Annotated in this window: 15 protein-coding genes; 7 read left to right on the forward strand and 8 right to left on the reverse strand. The window is 39.8% G+C overall.

What is annotated here, in order from left to right:
• Positions 1-20: 20 nt before the first annotated feature.
• The 3 genes from MKY71_RS08180 to MKY71_RS08190 are packed head-to-tail and all read right to left on the reverse strand — an operon-like array spanning position 21 to position 1,245.
• Positions 21-335, reverse strand: a complete 315-nt coding sequence (locus tag MKY71_RS08180) for a DMT family transporter (protein ID WP_340732161.1) — start codon at positions 333-335, stop codon at positions 21-23.
• Positions 335-673, reverse strand: coding sequence for a DMT family transporter (locus tag MKY71_RS08185; RefSeq protein ID WP_339176358.1), 339 nt, complete (start codon positions 671-673; stop codon positions 335-337). Before MKY71_RS08185 ends, MKY71_RS08180 begins: the two co-directional genes overlap by 1 nt.
• Before the next feature lie 5 nt (positions 674-678).
• Positions 679-1,245 carry a TetR/AcrR family transcriptional regulator gene (locus MKY71_RS08190; protein ID WP_340732162.1) on the reverse strand — a complete coding sequence of 189 codons (567 nt, stop codon included), beginning with the start codon at positions 1,243-1,245 and terminating at the stop codon, positions 679-681.
• A gap of 96 nt (positions 1,246-1,341) precedes the next feature.
• Here MKY71_RS08190 and MKY71_RS08195 point away from each other — a divergent pair, with 96 nt between their 5' ends.
• Positions 1,342-1,899, forward strand: a complete 558-nt coding sequence (locus MKY71_RS08195) for a DNA-3-methyladenine glycosylase I (protein WP_340732163.1) — start codon at positions 1,342-1,344, stop codon at positions 1,897-1,899.
• Positions 1,900-2,100: 201 nt separating this feature from the next.
• Here the strand turns inward: MKY71_RS08195 and MKY71_RS08200 are convergent, their stop codons facing one another.
• The 4 genes from MKY71_RS08200 to MKY71_RS08215 all read right to left on the reverse strand — a co-directional run bounded on the left by MKY71_RS08200 (position 2,101) and on the right by MKY71_RS08215 (position 4,751).
• A complete protein-coding gene (locus tag MKY71_RS08200) occupies positions 2,101-2,283 on the reverse strand; it encodes a hypothetical protein (RefSeq protein WP_340732164.1) in 183 nt (60 codons plus the stop codon).
• A gap of 22 nt (positions 2,284-2,305) precedes the next feature.
• Positions 2,306-2,785 carry a hypothetical protein gene (locus MKY71_RS08205; protein WP_340732165.1) on the reverse strand — a complete coding sequence of 160 codons (480 nt, stop codon included), beginning with the start codon at positions 2,783-2,785 and terminating at the stop codon, positions 2,306-2,308.
• 98 nt (positions 2,786-2,883) lie between these two features.
• A complete protein-coding gene (locus MKY71_RS08210; RefSeq protein ID WP_339176365.1) occupies positions 2,884-3,303 on the reverse strand; it encodes a universal stress protein in 420 nt (139 codons plus the stop codon).
• Between the two features lie 14 nt (positions 3,304-3,317).
• Positions 3,318-4,751 (reverse strand): SulP family inorganic anion transporter, encoded by a 1,434-nt coding sequence (locus tag MKY71_RS08215; RefSeq protein ID WP_340732166.1) that lies wholly within the window; start codon positions 4,749-4,751, stop codon positions 3,318-3,320.
• A 240-nt stretch (positions 4,752-4,991) separates the two neighbouring features.
• Here MKY71_RS08215 and MKY71_RS08220 point away from each other — a divergent pair, with 240 nt between their 5' ends.
• Both MKY71_RS08220 and yfkAB read left to right on the forward strand, forming a co-directional pair.
• The gene (locus tag MKY71_RS08220; protein ID WP_340732167.1) at positions 4,992-6,809 is read left to right on the forward strand and encodes a dynamin family protein; all 1,818 of its coding nucleotides are present in this window, start codon (positions 4,992-4,994) and stop codon (positions 6,807-6,809) included.
• A gap of 138 nt (positions 6,810-6,947) precedes the next feature.
• Positions 6,948-8,051, forward strand: coding sequence for a radical SAM/CxCxxxxC motif protein YfkAB (gene yfkAB / locus MKY71_RS08225; protein WP_340732168.1), 1,104 nt, complete (start codon positions 6,948-6,950; stop codon positions 8,049-8,051).
• 101 nt (positions 8,052-8,152) lie between these two features.
• Here the strand turns inward: yfkAB and MKY71_RS08230 are convergent, their stop codons facing one another.
• A complete protein-coding gene (locus MKY71_RS08230) occupies positions 8,153-10,087 on the reverse strand; it encodes a right-handed parallel beta-helix repeat-containing protein (RefSeq protein ID WP_340732169.1) in 1,935 nt (644 codons plus the stop codon).
• Positions 10,088-10,362: 275 nt separating this feature from the next.
• Here MKY71_RS08230 and MKY71_RS08235 point away from each other — a divergent pair, with 275 nt between their 5' ends.
• The 4 genes from MKY71_RS08235 to acnA all read left to right on the forward strand — a co-directional run bounded on the left by MKY71_RS08235 (position 10,363) and on the right by acnA (position 16,838).
• Positions 10,363-11,481 carry an AAA family ATPase gene (locus MKY71_RS08235; protein ID WP_340732170.1) on the forward strand — a complete coding sequence of 373 codons (1,119 nt, stop codon included), beginning with the start codon at positions 10,363-10,365 and terminating at the stop codon, positions 11,479-11,481.
• A gap of 24 nt (positions 11,482-11,505) precedes the next feature.
• Positions 11,506-12,888 carry a vWA domain-containing protein gene (locus tag MKY71_RS08240; protein WP_340732171.1) on the forward strand — a complete coding sequence of 461 codons (1,383 nt, stop codon included), beginning with the start codon at positions 11,506-11,508 and terminating at the stop codon, positions 12,886-12,888.
• Positions 12,889-13,002: 114 nt separating this feature from the next.
• Entirely contained in the window at positions 13,003-13,833 is an 831-nt protein-coding gene (locus MKY71_RS08245) for a DUF2785 domain-containing protein (protein ID WP_340733621.1), read from the forward strand.
• A 308-nt stretch (positions 13,834-14,141) separates the two neighbouring features.
• Positions 14,142-16,838 carry an aconitate hydratase AcnA gene (gene acnA, locus MKY71_RS08250; protein WP_339176375.1) on the forward strand — a complete coding sequence of 899 codons (2,697 nt, stop codon included), beginning with the start codon at positions 14,142-14,144 and terminating at the stop codon, positions 16,836-16,838.
• Positions 16,839-16,916 lie beyond the last annotated feature (78 nt).

The raw sequence follows: 16,916 nt of genomic DNA on the forward strand, positions 1-16,916 counted from the left end.
TTGTTTCTATTAACTCTATTCTACTGCGTAATTTTTAATCCGACAACCGCAATAATAATAAACGAAATAAATAGAATTCTTTTCCAGTCCTTGGATTCATTATAAATAAACATGCCTACGAGAGTTCCACCGACCGTACCGATCCCTGTCCATACAGCATAGGCAACTCCCATAGGCAATTCTTTCATTGCCATTGAAAGGAGCGAGAAACTGAAAATAAAGGAACCGATCAGAAATGCATAGGAGCCTATTGACTTTTTCTGGGCAACTTTGTTCATTCCGATAACACCGCCGACTTCAAAAAGACCGGCAAAAATTAAATATACCCAAGCCATTATGCATCCCTCGTTTCTTCCGGATCATTGGAAATAAGCTTTAACCCAATCACACCGATTAACAGTAATCCTATGAAACCGATTTTCGTGAAACTGAACGGCTCGTTGAAAATGACCGTTTCCGCAATGACGGTACCGGCAGTCCCGATCCCTGTAAACACTGCGTAAACAGTAGCAACAGGCAATTTCTCAGTAGCAATAATTAAAATATAAAATGATATTACGATTAATGCGGCAACTCCTACCCATAGCCACACGGAGTTTGCGTATTTTAGTCCCATTGCCCAAACAATTTCAATGATGCCAGCCAATAGGACGAGTATCCAGTATTTTGTCATGATGTCTACACCTCAGCTCTTATTCCTCTGTAAAATATGGTCCATCCCGCCTGCAAACGTTTTTCACACCGTTCACTGCCGCCGTAAAGCATTTCGACATACAGACTATCAAGCAATGCCAAAAAGCCGATTGCTGCTTCATTCGCTGTAACGGACAGTTTTTGTTCTGATAAATAATCCGTGAAAAGCCTTTCCAATTCGTCCAAATAAATATACGTTTGTTCACTCAACTGCTGCTCCAAATGTTGCGGCATAAAGAAAATCGAACGCATGAAAAATTTAGTTTCCGCAAATGATTCAAAGCGTTGCTGAAAAGATTGCAGAAATGGCAGTAATACTTTTTCGACAGGAAGTTGTAGATGTTTTGCGATAAATTCTTTTGCAAATAACAGCTCAGCTTCCATTGCCTGTTGCGAAATCGATAAATAGAGTGCATCTTTACTTTTAAAATAAGTATAGATTGATTGCTTCCGTATACCTACTTCTTCCGCGATTTGGGCCAATGATCCGCCGCTGTATCCGTGTTCGCTGAAATTAAGCATCGCAGCCTGGATGATTTTTTCTTTTGTCATGTGTTTCACCTTCCTGACGTTCGTAAGGCAAGGGTAACAAATATGATTTGCGATTGCAAACAAGTTGGATTACAGTGATTAAAAAGAGGTGAGGACATGGAGCGTTGCAGTTGGGTGAAATTAGATGAACCTATCTATGTGAAATATCATGATGAAGAGTGGGGCGTCCCTGTTTATGACGACCGGAAGCTATTTGAAATGCTTTGTTTGGAAGGGGCACAGGCAGGCTTAAGCTGGTTGACAATATTAAAAAGAAGAGAAGGCTATTTGGCAGCATTCGATCAGTTCGATGCGGAAAAGATTGTTCAATATGATGAAGAAAAACTGGAAGCATTAAAAAATGATGAACGCATTATCCGCAACCGGCTGAAAATCAAAAGTGTCGTGACAAATGCCGAAAGCTTTTTGGCAATCCAGAAACAATACGGCACTTTCTCAAACTACATTTGGTCATTTGTCGACGGTAAACCACTGATCAATTCATGGGAATCGTCCGCGCAAGTACCGATTACGACAGAAATAAGCGACCGTATGAGCAAGCAGCTAAAAAAAGACGGATTCAAATTTGTCGGCAGCACAATTTGCTACTCCTATATGCAGGCAGTAGGCATGGTGAATGACCATACAACGAATTGCCACTGTTTTAAACGGTAAAGAGGGGGCGGATTTCTGCCCCTCATATAGAATTTGTGGATTATGTACTTGGAAGTGAGGAATAACGAGCTAGAAGTGAGGATTAAACAAGAGTAAGTGAGGATTAAACAGCCCGAAGTGAGGAATATTATGCCCGAAGTGAGGAATAAATATTGAATCAACAAAATTCAAACGGACGTCTTGTAATTTAATCTATAGAAGTTAAAGCACTAAATTTTGCAAAAGAGATACAGTTAATATAATCGCCGATAAAGTTCCTGCGGATACTAAAGTGTACATCTTTTTCCGGTTTACTTCTTTTGTAGGTTTGGCAGCTTCTTTAGACACAGCAATCCAAATCACAGTCGAAACTATGGCTAGTACGATTAAAGCGGCACTCGACATCAATAATTCCTCCCCCGAAATCCTAATTTTTTATCGCTTGTTCTACATATGCTAAAAAATGATTATAGTTGGGCTTGCCATCAAAATATTGCTTCACTTCATAAATGGGACACAATGCATGATCCATCTTTTTAGAATAAAGAACGGATTCATCTTTCACACTCTGTTCATATTCATTTAAATGTACGGTATTTGCTTTTACGGAATTAAATTCAAACCAGCGATATTGCCCGTCTTTGTGATTTTTTATGACTTCGCCTAAATAGGCCCCAATACGTGTGATGAGCTTCTCTGAATGCTCTTTTAAAAGCTGCTGTCCGAATTCTGTATGGATTATCCGTTCAGCGTACTCATTAACGAGACGAACACTATCAATTGAATAATCCAATTTTGCTTTAGTTAAATGATCCTGATCCCATTGTTCAGGTGAAACATCTTTAAATAACAAATCCGCAATAGATTTCTTATTATTTTTAATTAGTTTAGGTTTTAAGAAAAACACAGTTCCCACCTCATCTTCTATCTGACCTGTTAACCACAATTATACATAAAAAAAGACAAAACATATTAGTCGCACTAAAAATGTTTTGTCTTTTTTGCTTACTTCACAAGCATTGCAGGGCACTGGACGCGCTTCATCACTTTATGTGATACGCTCCCCAGTACCATTTCCTGCAGACTGTTTAACCCGCGGCTGCCGATCACAACTAAATCCACATTTTTTGTATTGGCATATTTGATGATTTCAGGACCCGGTGAGCCATGAATGATTTCTACTTTATAACGAACTTGTTGCTCACTGAACAGTTCCTCGATCGGCACAAGCTTTCGACGACGTTCCATGTAAAGACTTTCGATGGAGCTTGAATGCAATACATCCGTCTTCGCTTTTTCCATATCGATGATAAAAAGGATGGTTACCATTGTTTCTGAATTGATTTGGGCTATCTTCAAAGCTTCTTTAGCCGCACGTATCGAGTTTTGCGAACCATCAGCGGCCAGTAAAATGTGTTCATACATAAATGAGCCACCTCCTAATCGATTAATGTCGTACCGGTTAACTTCCTCAATAGCTGTTTACTTGACTCATCAATATTCAAATAGGTTACTTCTATATTTTTCGCTTTCAGCTGGTCTTTCACCTTCATTAAAGCACCGATTGCCGAATCATCCCATACTTTGCATTGGGAAAAGTCGATAATGATGGAAGACGACTCACTGTGAACCGTTTTGAAATAGTTAATAAAACCTTCTGTTGAAGCGAAGAATAGTTGCCCTTTGACAAAATATGTTTTCCCTTCCTGTGAAATACTTACACGCGAGATTTCGTTGACGAAAAACAGTGCGCTGACAACAATACCGGCCACAACACCTAACGCCAGGTTATGTGTATACAGGACAACCGCGATTGTCAGAAGCATCACAAATACATCTTTTTTCGGTGCTGTTACAGCATATTTGAATGATTGCCAGTCAAATTGGGTAATACATACAACAACCATTACACCGGCAAGTACCGGCATCGGAATTTGGACAACATAATCGCCCAAAACGAGAATTAAAAACATTAAAAATACACCGGCAACAAAAGTGGAGAGTCGGCCACGCGCACCGGATTTTACGTTAATAACGGATTGTCCAATCATTGCACAGCCGGCCATCCCACCGAAGAAGCCATTAATAACATTGGCGATCCCTTGTCCGCGCGCTTCTTTATTTTTATCGCTTTCAGAAGCCGTCATATCGTCCAAAATTGATGCTGTCAGTAATGATTCGACTAATCCGACAACTGCCAGAGCTAATGAATACGGTAAAATAATCATTAATGTTTCTAAGTTAAACGGGATATCCGGAATTAAAAATGATGGCAATGTTTGTGTAATTGTCCCCATATCTCCAACTGTTTTCAAATTGAATCCGGAATAAATAGCTACGGCTGATAAAATAACGACAGCAATGAGCGGGGCAGGGATGCCTTTAATGACGAAAGGAATTGCGTAAATAAGTGCGATCGTCGCAAGCAGGAATCCCCATGTTACGATGTCGCCACCGATAAAGTGCGGTGTTTGGGCCATGAATACTAAAATCGCCAATGAGTTAACAAAACCGATCATGACCGCATTCGGAATAAACTTCATCAGACGTGCAATTTTCAGCATTCCAAAAATAATCTGGATAATCCCTGTTAAAATCGTTGCTGCAAGTAAATACTGCAGTCCATGATCTTTTACAAGCGAGACGATAACTAATGCCATCGCTCCTGTTGCTGCGGAGATCATCGCAGGACGACCACCGACAAAGCTGATTGTTACGGCGATTACAAATGAGGCATAAAGACCGACCATCGGATCTACACCGGCTAAAATAGAAAAAGCAATTGCTTCGGGGATGAGGGCAAGTGCGACAACTAGTCCTGCCAACACATCTGAACGTACATTCCCAAACCATTGCTCACGGATATTATACATATATTGTGTTGCTCCTTTTAAATATTCTTCTACTATAATAGCACGCAAACGATGTCGGGCAATAGCAACTTTCTGATGAAATTTATTACCCGAAATTATATATCCGTGTGTTAATACCTAATATTTGTTCTGTTAATTAAGTATGAGGAACCAATTATTTCGAATTTCGTAATTATTTCTGCATAAGGAAATCACTGCGTTTATAATAGAATAACAATTGTTTGTAAAGGAGTGACCCGTATGACTGAGCGATTCAGCGAACAGCTAAACAACTTTGATGAACAAAATCCGTTGGAACAATTAATTGAACGGTTAAAACCTTTGCATAGTATGCTGTCCCGAAATAATTATGTAAAAGATACGACATCCCGTTTAAACCAGATTATAAGTGATGCAGACAGTCAGCCAATCGTGCTCTTTCTAGGTAAAGAGCGGGTAGGAAAAACGACCGTGATCAACAGTTTAATCGGCAGAAATCTGCTGGAAGACCGCCTATCAGAACCTACGAGGACCAATACATTTTTAAAATACGGAGATACGGAATATATTAAAGCCGTATTTATAAATGGAATGGAAGTAACCTTTGATATTGCCAACCTCTCATTATTCACCATTTCGAATACGGAAAGTGCCAAAATAATTCGTAAGCATCTGGATTATTTGGAAGTATATATAACGTGTGAGCTTTTAAAAAAAGTAACCATTGTCGACTCGATTGCGCTGCAAGCAGGCGCAAACAATACAGCCTACTTTCCCCCTGCACTCTTAAAACGCTGCAATGAGGTGTTCTGGGTACTGCAGGCGGGTTCACCTGCCACAGAGGCTGAATTAAACTTTATAGAAAAGCTGAACAAAATGGGGATTACGGCACATTTAATCGTAAACGGGATTGACCGGGTAGATGGGGAAGTGGAAACCTTTCTAGATATGGAGAAAGAACGTTACGGCTATTTTATTGGGGAGGATGTGCCGGTATCGGCTTTACAGGCACAGCAAGCACGTACTACGAACAGTTCACAGCTGCTTATTGACTCCCGCATTACACAGTTGTCACAGCTGATGTTCCAGTTAATCGACAACAAGCAAAAAAAGACCCGCCATATAACGGAGCGATTTTTACAATGGCTGGAACGTCTCCGTGTAGAAGTTAATACAATTCCTGCAAGAGAACCGTATGTATCGGCATTTGAATATGTCATCCAGCATCAAAACGATGTTCAGAAAGATGCAGCTCAACTGCAACGCGATAAAGCACTTGTCACTTCTCTTGAACAACAATATGAATCGGTCAGTAAAGTGTTCAAAGAAGTCCAGACGCTTTTTCAGCTATTACAAACATTGGAAAGCCATTCTTATTTACGTGACCCGATCATCGATATGTACGAGGAAATGGCAGGGCTTTATCAAAAACATGTGCGGGATTACCGGAAGTTGCATGTAGAATATACGATGGAATATGGAGAACTGGAGAAGCAGTTCAAAAAACAAACAGGGAAGTCGCTTCCTTTCCCGATTGAAGAAAGTGAACTGACACCACTTCTTTCTGAGCGAATTCAAACATTGAATAAAATCCAGTCGCATTGTGAACAAAAACAGGTGTTCATTAGAAAATACGAGCAATTTGTATTGGAAAAATTGGATGCAGTACAAAGTCGACTGAACGAACTAGTGAGAGATCGCCTATTATTAACACACAATCAGTTAAGCGAACTGGAATCACTGCGCACTTATGAATTATCCTGCATGACAGCATCCGTAAATAAACTGGCTGAATTCAATTGCATTACTGAAGCACAAAACTTTATAAAAGATGCGATAGAGCCGCTTTTAACAGAAGGCGTTCTGCCGATTAAAGAGCAGGAAAAATTGCAAATCCGACAAACGATTGAGCGGATTGTAACGGTTGATTTTACGTATGAAACCCCGATTGAAACAGAAGTGGATGAAATATTGGGACCGCTGGATTTGAAAGAAAAGTACCCATTATTTAAGCTGCGATTAACCGAAGAAGATATTGTATCGGAAATTCCGGAATTGCCGGAAAAAATCGAAATCTAATAAAAGGGCAGCGCGGGATTTTATCTCGGGCGGCCATTTTTAATTTTAACGGAACTGCCGGGATTTCCTTATAAACAATAGCCTTTCCATCACAAAGGTTTTATGAGAAAATTGTACTCGCAGAAAGGAAGTATTTAAATGAATACAATTTTTAAACCTCATGATGAATGGGAACCATATATTGATATTGATCAACATGGTAAGCTAACTTTATCTAATATAGAGTTTACAACAACAAACTTATGCAATATGAGATGCTCGCATTGCGCAGTAGGCTATGCGTTATTAACAAAAGAATTACCGGCCATTCCGGCAGACGACATTATTCGTAAACTGGATGAGGTTGAAACATTACGGACAATGAGTTTTACAGGCGGGGAACCGCTATTAACGAAAAAGGGAATTAAGGAAAACTTGTTACCGCTACTGAAATATGCGAAGAGCAGGGGGATTAAGACACAAATTAACTCCAACCTGACGTTACCGATGTCACATTACGAACTGGTTGCGCCTTATTTGGATGTCATGCATATTTCGCATAACTGGTGTGACGAAAAGGAATTTGTTGAAACAGGATTTGCTATGATGGAAAAAACGCCATCAGTTGAATATAGAGGGAACTTATATCGCAATATTTTTGACAATGCAAGAGAACTATCAAAAGGCGGCATGTTCGTTTCCGCCGAAACAATGTTAAACCGCAACACGGTGCCATTTATGGAGAAAATCCACCATGAAGTGGCCAATGAAATGCTGTGTAAACGTCATGAAATTCACCCGATGTATGCCAGTGATTTCGCTGAAAGCTTAGAAACAATCGGTTTGGATGAATATCGCACAGTGATCAATGAAATTCTTGATTACAGAAATAAAGACATCTGGGTTTTATTCGGAACATTGCCTTTCTATCCGTGCAGCCGTGATGAGCGCGATATTACATTAATCAACCGAATCAATCATGCATCGAATACGACAATGCGAAATGATGTTGACGGGCGTTCACGCATGAACCTGAATATTTTCTCCGGTGATATTTCGGTTACCGATTTTTCGGATGACGGTCAGGCATTCGGCAATATTAAAAATGAATCATTAACTCAAATCTACAACAGATGGCTTGATTCCAATATTTCAAAATCGATCAATTGTCATTGTCCTGCAGTGAAGTGCTTAGGGGCGAACGTCATTGTGAAAAACATGTATTATCCTTCTACTGAATTCGTCAGTGGAATTGTGAAATAAATTATAACAAAAGCAATCTATCCAAATACGGGTAGATTGTTTTTTTTCGGACCACATGAAAAACTACCTGCAACTAAAAAAGTCACAGGTAGTAAATGCTGTTAGCTGATTTCATCCAAATTCGATGAAATTTCGCTGTTATTCTCACTGTAGAACTTTGAGCCGAACGAGTTGTCGACCATTGTCTCGGACAGATAAATTTTTGAATAGTTGACCGCTTGGATGTTGAAATCAAACTTCGCATTTTGAATAATGCATTTCGAAGCATGGAGAACCGATTTGTTTTGTACAAATATATCGGATTCATGGCCCTCTATAATCTGTGTGGCATTCAGCTCAACCGAAGATTCGGAGTCGATCCATATTTGCGAATACATATGGTTGGAAATGAACGAATCCTGAATTAACGCCTCTGCATGGTTTTCGATAATTAACCCGTTCCGTTCACCTTCCATCAGCTCGCTGTCTCTTAACACAAGGGAACTGTCATTGATGATGATTTGCGGCATTTTATGACAAGAAATTTCGCTTTCGATGATGTGGAGCGATGCATCTTTCATCGCCACAATGCCGTTCGTTTCGCCGCCGCTAATTTGGGAATGCTGAATCGTTGCATTCGTATTGCCGACCATTTCAATTTGAATCCCCGTACCATCTTTAACTACCGATTCGGTTACTTCAAGTTCACACCCGTCCATGACAAAAATACTTTTCCCGCCGATTAGTTCGCTTTGATAAATCGACACCGTACTATTGTTTTTCCCGGCTATATGTGCCAGGTCATTGTGATTGAAATGGCAATTGTCCACAGAAGTTTTCGCATGATTGACCGCTAAAATACCATTGCCTTTGTTATGATGAACCGTCGTATTTAATAGGAGTAACTCCGCCTCCATTACTGTAAGCGCCGCATTTTTATGGCCGGTAATTGTACTGGAAACGATTGAACATGAAGCCCCTTTTTCTGTATAAACCCCAATCTGTTTTCCTTTCTGAATGGTCGCATCTTTTATTGTGCAAATGGAGTTTTCAGTAATGAAAAGCTGCGGCAGTATATTATAGGCAAGCACCGTACTGTTGAAGTTGGCAACCGATTTTTCCTTTATATGAATTCCGACGCCTTGACAGCTGTTCACTTCACAGTTCGTCATATTCAGGAAAGATTCGAGCAGCAGCTGGATATTCGCGATTTTATGAAATGCAATCAATGAGTTCTCGATCATTGCTTCCGAATAGTCCCGTAAAATAATACCCGATTCATTGCCGTACTGAATTTGGCAATCTGTTACGTTTAGGGAACTTCTTTGCATCCAGATTTGAGGTAGGTGATGGTGTTGGATTGTTGTTTTCGATAAATGTATGTTTGAATGATCTGATGCATATATACCATTACCCTCGCCATGCATCACTTCACAGGCTTCCATTTCCAATAAGGCATTGTCCTGGATAATGAGCTGTGTCCCTGAATGGTGATGTACTTTCACACGGGTTAAATAGGCCTTTGCATTTGTCTTAACCCAAAGTGCCTGATTTGCTTTTGAAAGGGTACAATCTGTTAAACGAAGCGTTGAATTTTCCGCTAGAATATGCACTTTTTTATTGTTTTCAAAATGACACTGTTCAAATTGGGCATCACTATTGTAAACCAATGTGACTGCCGCATCCGTTGCATCTCTGAACGTTGTATTTTTACAGACAATGGTTCCACCGTTCAATGCTAACAGTACATTCGTACGTCCACCTTGAATAACGCAGTTTTTTAATATAATTTTACCTTCGACGTAAATTTGCGTTGTAGGTTGAATCGTCATGTTCTCGAATGTGACCGTCGCACAATCAGCGATCACGATGGATCCTTTTATGCAGACAGTTGCATCCTTTTGTGCTGCAACCGTTCTATTTTCCTCAAAAGTCAATGTTTCTTTATATGTCCCGGATGCAACGGTAATTTCATCATGGCTCGTTGTTCGTTGCACAGCTTTTTGAATAGTTTTAATGCGTGAAAAAATTGAAGATGAAACTCTTACTGACGCCATACGATTCCTCCTACAAAACATGCTATATGTAATATGTTCACGTAAAATAACAAAATTAATCATTTGCAACTAAAATTGTGTAAAAACATGAAAAAATTTTTATTCTGCTCTTACTAAAATAGTGCAAAGTCAGCTGAAATATTCCTAGTTCTTTAAAGGAAGAAATGTAACAGGGAAAAGGTTTAAAAACTGTACAGGAAGTGTAACGTTATAAGGAGAAGATTACATAAATGTGCGGGTGTCGTATTTAACGAAAAAGGGAAGGTGGTCAATCAATGTATGAACAGCTGCAAACGATCCGTCAGCAACTGAACGAACGTTTTTATGATCGGGAAGAAGAAATTGATGCGTTATTAATTGCTCTATTATCACGGCAGCACCTTTTATTTATCGGTCCGGCGGGTACGGGAAAAAGTGTGCTATCGTCCATGCTCGGTTCCATCGTTGAGGGAAGTCATTGTTTCCAGCATTTATTGACGCCTTTCAGTACGCCTGAAGAATTGTTTGGGGTACTTTCTTTAAAAGATTTGGAACAGGGGGTCTACAAGCGGAATGTGACAAATATGCTGCCGGAAGCCCATTTTGCTTTCATTGATGAAATATTTAAAGCGAACTCAGCAATCCTGAATTCACTGCTCACTCTAATCAATGAGCGGATCTATTACAATAACGGGATTCCAGTTGCTTCTCCGCTTTTGACGATGGTCGGTTCTTCCAATGAATATATTGAAGACGGGGAAGGGCTGGAGGCATTATTCGACCGTTTCTTGCTTCGCTATGAAGTAAACTATATCCGGGAAGAAGAAGATTTCATTGCCATGCTGAAGGATGATAGTGAAAAGGAAGTATCGAAAATAACATTGGACGAGCTCTACGAACATCAGCAAAAGACGAATAAGGTGGCGATATCGGATACGATTTTTAAAGTGCTCGCTAAAATCAGGCAGGCCCTTCATGATGAAGGCATACGTCCGTCCGATCGCCGTTTTAAACAGTCATTGTCGACTTTAAAAGCTAAAGCGTATTTAGACGGCCGAACAGAAGTAATTCGGGAAGACTTGTTGATATTGACAAATGTTTTATGGGAAACAATTGAACAAAAAACGGTAACAGAGCGAATTGTTAACGAAGTGGCCTTTGATACAGTCGATGCGTTTATACACAGGACATCGACCGAGTTTGAAATGATTATTTTAACAGCAAGAAATGCGATGCTTCAAAAATCCCCGTTTGCCAAATCGGAGTTGAGTCAGCTGCTGCTAAAGGGGAAAAACTTATTTATGGAAGTACAAAATATGAGCCGGCAAATCCCGAGTCGACCGGAATTAAACAGTCTCAAAACGGAAATGCATAAACAATTGCTGCGAATCACTTCAGATGTTATCGGATTTTAAAGAATACAGAAGGTGGGATGCTTTTTGAGTGAGAACATACATGTAATCTACAGCCGAACTGTTTTTAAGGGCAGCGCAGAGCAAAAGGCACGATTTAACGAATTATTGAAAATGGCTACTTTGTTGAACGACAGCTGCATTGCAGGCGAAAAAATTGTTCCGGGCTTTACGAATATCATCGGGGATTGCTGGCATGCTTTCTATTATAAAGCGCCTGTATTAAATGAAAATGCAAAGCAACTGGATAAGATGCAGTATGATTTTGTGAAAGAGCTGCTGAAAAATGAGGAATACATTCAATGGCATGAGCTGACAAAAGGCGACGAGCTATTAAGTGTCCTCACTTCCGTCAGCATTGCAGAGCAGCTTCTTAAAAGCTTCCAATTTTATGAGGAACAGAAAAACCCTTTTCAGATTGAACAACTGGAAGCCTTTCAAAAGAAGCAGCAGACGCCAAACATGACGATTGATATACCGGAAAAACGGGAATATTTGAAACAATTATCGAAAACATCAATCGGTATGATGCTGCAGGAAAATAAAAAGAATATTCACCATAAAAAAACTGCGGTCATGAAAGTCGGGACAATGGATGGCAAAAAAATCGATCAGATTCCTTTAAGAGACCAGTTTAAACTGGCGAAAATGATTAGCGAGCGAAAGGAATTGCAGAAGATTGCCGAATTAGTCGGCCGGTTTAAAAAAATTGCGACAAAAAAGCAGAAGTCAAAACAAGACGAGACGGTCCAGCATCAATCGGTGACTTTTGGGCATGAGCTGTCGCGTCTGTTGCCGGCAGAATTGGGCAACTATATGCTCGGACATAGCAAGCTCGATTTTTTAAAGCGATTAAGCGAGCAGCAAACACTTGTTTTTAATAAGAAGGGAAAGGATCGGCAAGGTAAGGGGCCGATTATTGTGTGCATGGATGAAAGCAGTTCCATGACATCGATTAAAGCCCAGAGCAAGGCGTTTTGTATTGCGCTACTGAATATCGCTAAAAAACAGAAAAGAGATTTTGCGATTATCCCTTTTGCAACGAATGTAGGGGAAATTAAATTATTCAGAAAAGGTCAGGCAAAGACCCAGGATCTCATTCAGTTCAGTGACAGTTTCATCGGCGGCGGTACAAATTATGAACTCCCATTACGGGAAGCATTGAATCTTTTGAAGAAAAGTGAATTTAAAAAAGCGGATTTGCTGTTCGTGACAGACGGGTCCAGTTTTTTACCATCGCGTTTTATAGAAGAATTTGAGCATACAAAAAAGCAGAAACAGTTTGAATGTACTTCAATTGTATTAACGAATTTGTTCAATACCGTCGATTTGAATGTGGTCGACCGCTTTTCGGATCGTGTAATTGAAGTAAATGAATTATTTGAAGCAGAAGATGCATTTGTTTTGTGAAAAACGGGTATATTCAGAAGGTGTGCGTCTATTAGAAGAGCTTTTACCTAGTCAAATGATCGTACGTCTCTTACAATATTGTTAGGCATTTGGTTAGGAGGCGTCTTTTTGTTAGTGGAAGATTATGAAAAGTTTTTTGAAATGACGACGGAAGAGCGAAAACAATCTATTCAGGGGCACCTGTCGATATTAAATGATTTACTGGAGACAATTGGTCATGAAGAAGCAGCAATCCGTGACCAGCTGAATTACCGCCTGTTCATTTTGCTGTTATCTGAAAATGCACTTGGTGAGACAGTGATTACCGATTTTGTGAGCAAACTTTCTTCAACGGACGGTTTACTTTATAATATCGGTGAAAAAGGAACACCTTCTGTTTTTCAGCGTTCCTATTCGGCTCTTTATTTAGCGGCAATCGTAAATGCCGATCGCCAGCTTGCCATTTTAAATGGGGAACAGTTGGAGCTACTTGCGCAAAATGCGGTGGCACTGTTATCAAAAGAGCAGGATTTGCGAAGCTTTGTCGATCCGAAGTCTGGCTGGGCACATAGCATTACGAATACAACGGAGTTGATCAACGCCATTATAGCGCATCCGTTGTATCCGATTCGGTTTACATCCCAAATACTGCAGGCAATCCGCGTAAATATTTGGAAGGGCTATGTATTTGTCGATGACGAAGAAGAACGTTTCTGCAATATTATTCAGGCATTGCTAGCCAAAAATATCGACGAAGAACTGTTCATTGAATGGTTTGAACAGCTGTTTGACCAGCTGGAAATGGTCGCCTATGAGCGCGGCTATGATGCACTTTGGTTTAAAGCGAGAACAAACCAGCTGAACGTGGCAAAAACACTTTATTTTTACTTGAAATTTGCCAATCGGAATGAAAAACTGCGCAGTATTGTATCAACATTCATTCAGCACTGGCTCAAATTAAACTAAGGATTTTGTTTTAGTACAATAATAAATTGATTGTGATTTAAATTTATTACAAGATGTACTAAAAAAATATGCCATTTTATTTGTAGGATCATTTGTTGAGGAAACCAATGTTAGAAGAACTTTCTGACAAAGTAGGATTTCTAAATGAATTGCAGAAGAAAATGGCATTTCCGATAGGTCATAATTTTAACTTATCGCAAAAGATAATAATAATGCAATTTACTTATGTATGAATGTGCGTTATTATTGACTGTGGAGAAAAGAGCTTTACAACCTTTTCAATTAAGAAAAACTAGGGGGAACACAACATGGCAAACTTACACAACAGTCGTTCGACTTTTGAAGTTAACGGTAAAACTTATAACTATTTCCGTTTAGCTGCAATTGAAGAAGCTGGTATCGCAAAAGTATCACGCCTACCTTATTCAATTAAAGTATTATTAGAATCAGTATTACGTCAATATGATAACTATGTAATTAAAGACGAGCATGTTAATGAATTAGCTAACTTCGGTAATCACAATGCAGATGCTGAAGTACCATTCAAACCTTCTCGCGTAGTATTACAAGACTTCACTGGTGTTCCAGTAGTAGTTGACTTAGCTTCATTACGTTCTGCAATGAAAGAAATGGGTGGAGACCCAGCTAAAATCAACCCTGCAATTCCTGTAGACCTTGTAATTGACCACTCAGTACAAGTAGACAAATACGGTAACGCAGCAGCATTACAAGCGAACATGGATTTAGAGTTCGAACGTAACGCTGAACGTTATAACTTCTTAAAATGGGCTCAAACTGCTTATGATAACTTCCGCGCTGTACCACCAGCAACTGGTATCGTACACCAAGTTAACTTAGAGTACTTAGCTCCAATCGTTCACGTTAACGAAACAGAAGAAGGTTTAGTAGCATTCCCTGACTCAGTAGTAGGTACTGACTCTCACACAACTATGATCAACGGTATCGGTGTTCTAGGTTGGGGTGTTGGTGGTATCGAAGCTGAAGCTGGTATGTTAGGTCAACCATCTTACTTCCCAATTCCTGATGTTATCGGTGTTAAATTAGTAGGCGAATTACCAAACGGTACTACAGCTACTGACTTAGCATTAAAAGTAACTCAAGTATTACGTGCTCGTGGCGTAGTAAACAAATTCGTTGAGTTCTTCGGACCTGGCGTACCTGGTTTACCGTTAGCTGACCGTGCTACAATCTCAAACATGGCTCCAGAATACGGTGCTACTTGTGGTTTCTTCGCAGTTGATGAAGAATCATTAAACTACATGCGCTTAACTGGCCGTGACGAAGAGCACATTGCTGTTGTTGAAGCTTACTTAAAAGCTAACGACATGTTCTTCAACCCAGAATTAGAGCCTGTATACACTGACGTTTTAGAAATTAACTTAGCTGACATCGAAGCTAACCTTTCTGGTCCTAAACGTCCACAAGATTTAATTCCTTTAACTGAAATGAAAAAAGTTTACCGTGAGTCAGTAGTAGCTCCTCAAGGTACACAAGGTTTCGGTTTAACAGAAGAAGAATTCTCAAAAACATCTACTGCTAACTTTGCAGACGGTGCTGTTGAAATTCCAGCTGGTGCGGTAGCAATCGCAGCCATCACTTCTTGTACAAACACATCTAACCCATACGTATTATTAGCTGCTGGTTTAGTTGCTAAAAAAGCTGTTGAGTTAGGTATTAAACCTGCTAAGTGGGTTAAAACTTCATTAGCTCCAGGTTCTAAAGTAGTTACTGGCTACTTAGAAGAATCAGGTTTACAAGACTACTTCGACCAAATCGGTTTCAACACAGTTGGTTACGGTTGTACAACATGTATCGGTAACTCTGGTCCTTTATTACCAGAAATCGAAGATGCAATCAAATCAAACGATTTATTCGTAACTTCTGTATTATCAGGTAACCGTAACTTCGAAGGTCGTGTACACCCATTAGTAAAAGCTAACTTCTTAGCTTCACCACCATTAGTTGTTGCATACGCATTAGCGGGTACTGTAGATATCGATCTACAAAAAGACGCAATTGCTGTAACTCCAGAAGGCAAAGAAGTATTCTTCGCTGATATCTGGCCATCAACTGAAGAAGTTAACGAAGTATTAAATAAAGTTGTAACTCGTGAATTATTCCAAAAAGAATACGAAACTGTATTCACTGCTAACGAAGCTTGGAATGCAATCGAAACTTCAACTGAAAACTTATATACTTTCGATGACAAATCAACTTACATCCAAAACCCACCATTCTTCACTGGTCTTTCTAAAGAGCCAGGTGCTATCCAAACATTAGCTGGAATGCGTGTAATGGCTAAGTTCGGTGACTCTATCACTACTGACCACATCTCTCCTGCAGGTGCAATCGGTAAAGATACACCAGCTGGTAAGTACTTAATCGAAAACGGTGTTGCAATCCGTGACTTCAACTCTTACGGTTCTCGTCGTGGTAACCACGAAGTAATGATGCGCGGTACATTCGCTAACATCCGTATCCGTAACCAAATCGCTCCAGGTACAGAAGGTGGTTTCACTACTTACTGGCCAACAGGCGAAGTTGAGTACATTTACGATGCTTGCATGAAGTACAAAGAAGCAGGTACTGGCTTAGTAGTATTAGCTGGTAACGACTACGGTATGGGTTCATCTCGTGACTGGGCTGCTAAAGGTACATTCTTACTAGGCGTTAAAACTGTAATCGCACAATCTTACGAGCGTATCCACCGTTCTAACTTAGTAATGATGGGCGTATTACCATTACAATTCATGGCTGGCGAATCAGCTGAAACTTTAGGATTAAAAGGTGACGAAACAATCGACGTTAACTTAACTGATGATGTTAAACCACGTGATATCCTAACTGTTACTGCTACTTCTCCAGAAGGAAAAGTAACTGAGTTCAAAGCGTTAGCTCGTTTCGACTCTGAAGTAGAAGTAGACTACTACCGTCACGGTGGTATCCTACAAATGGTATTACGTGCTAAAGCTGCACAACAATAATTCCATTCTATAACTTGAAAGACAAAGTCAATTTCGATTGGCTTTGTCTTTTTTTTGTGCAAAAAGGACCTAAAGAAT

It is taken from the genome of Solibacillus sp. FSL W7-1324 (genome assembly GCF_038008025.1).
Classification (GTDB): Bacteria; Bacillota; Bacilli; order Bacillales_A; family Planococcaceae; genus Solibacillus.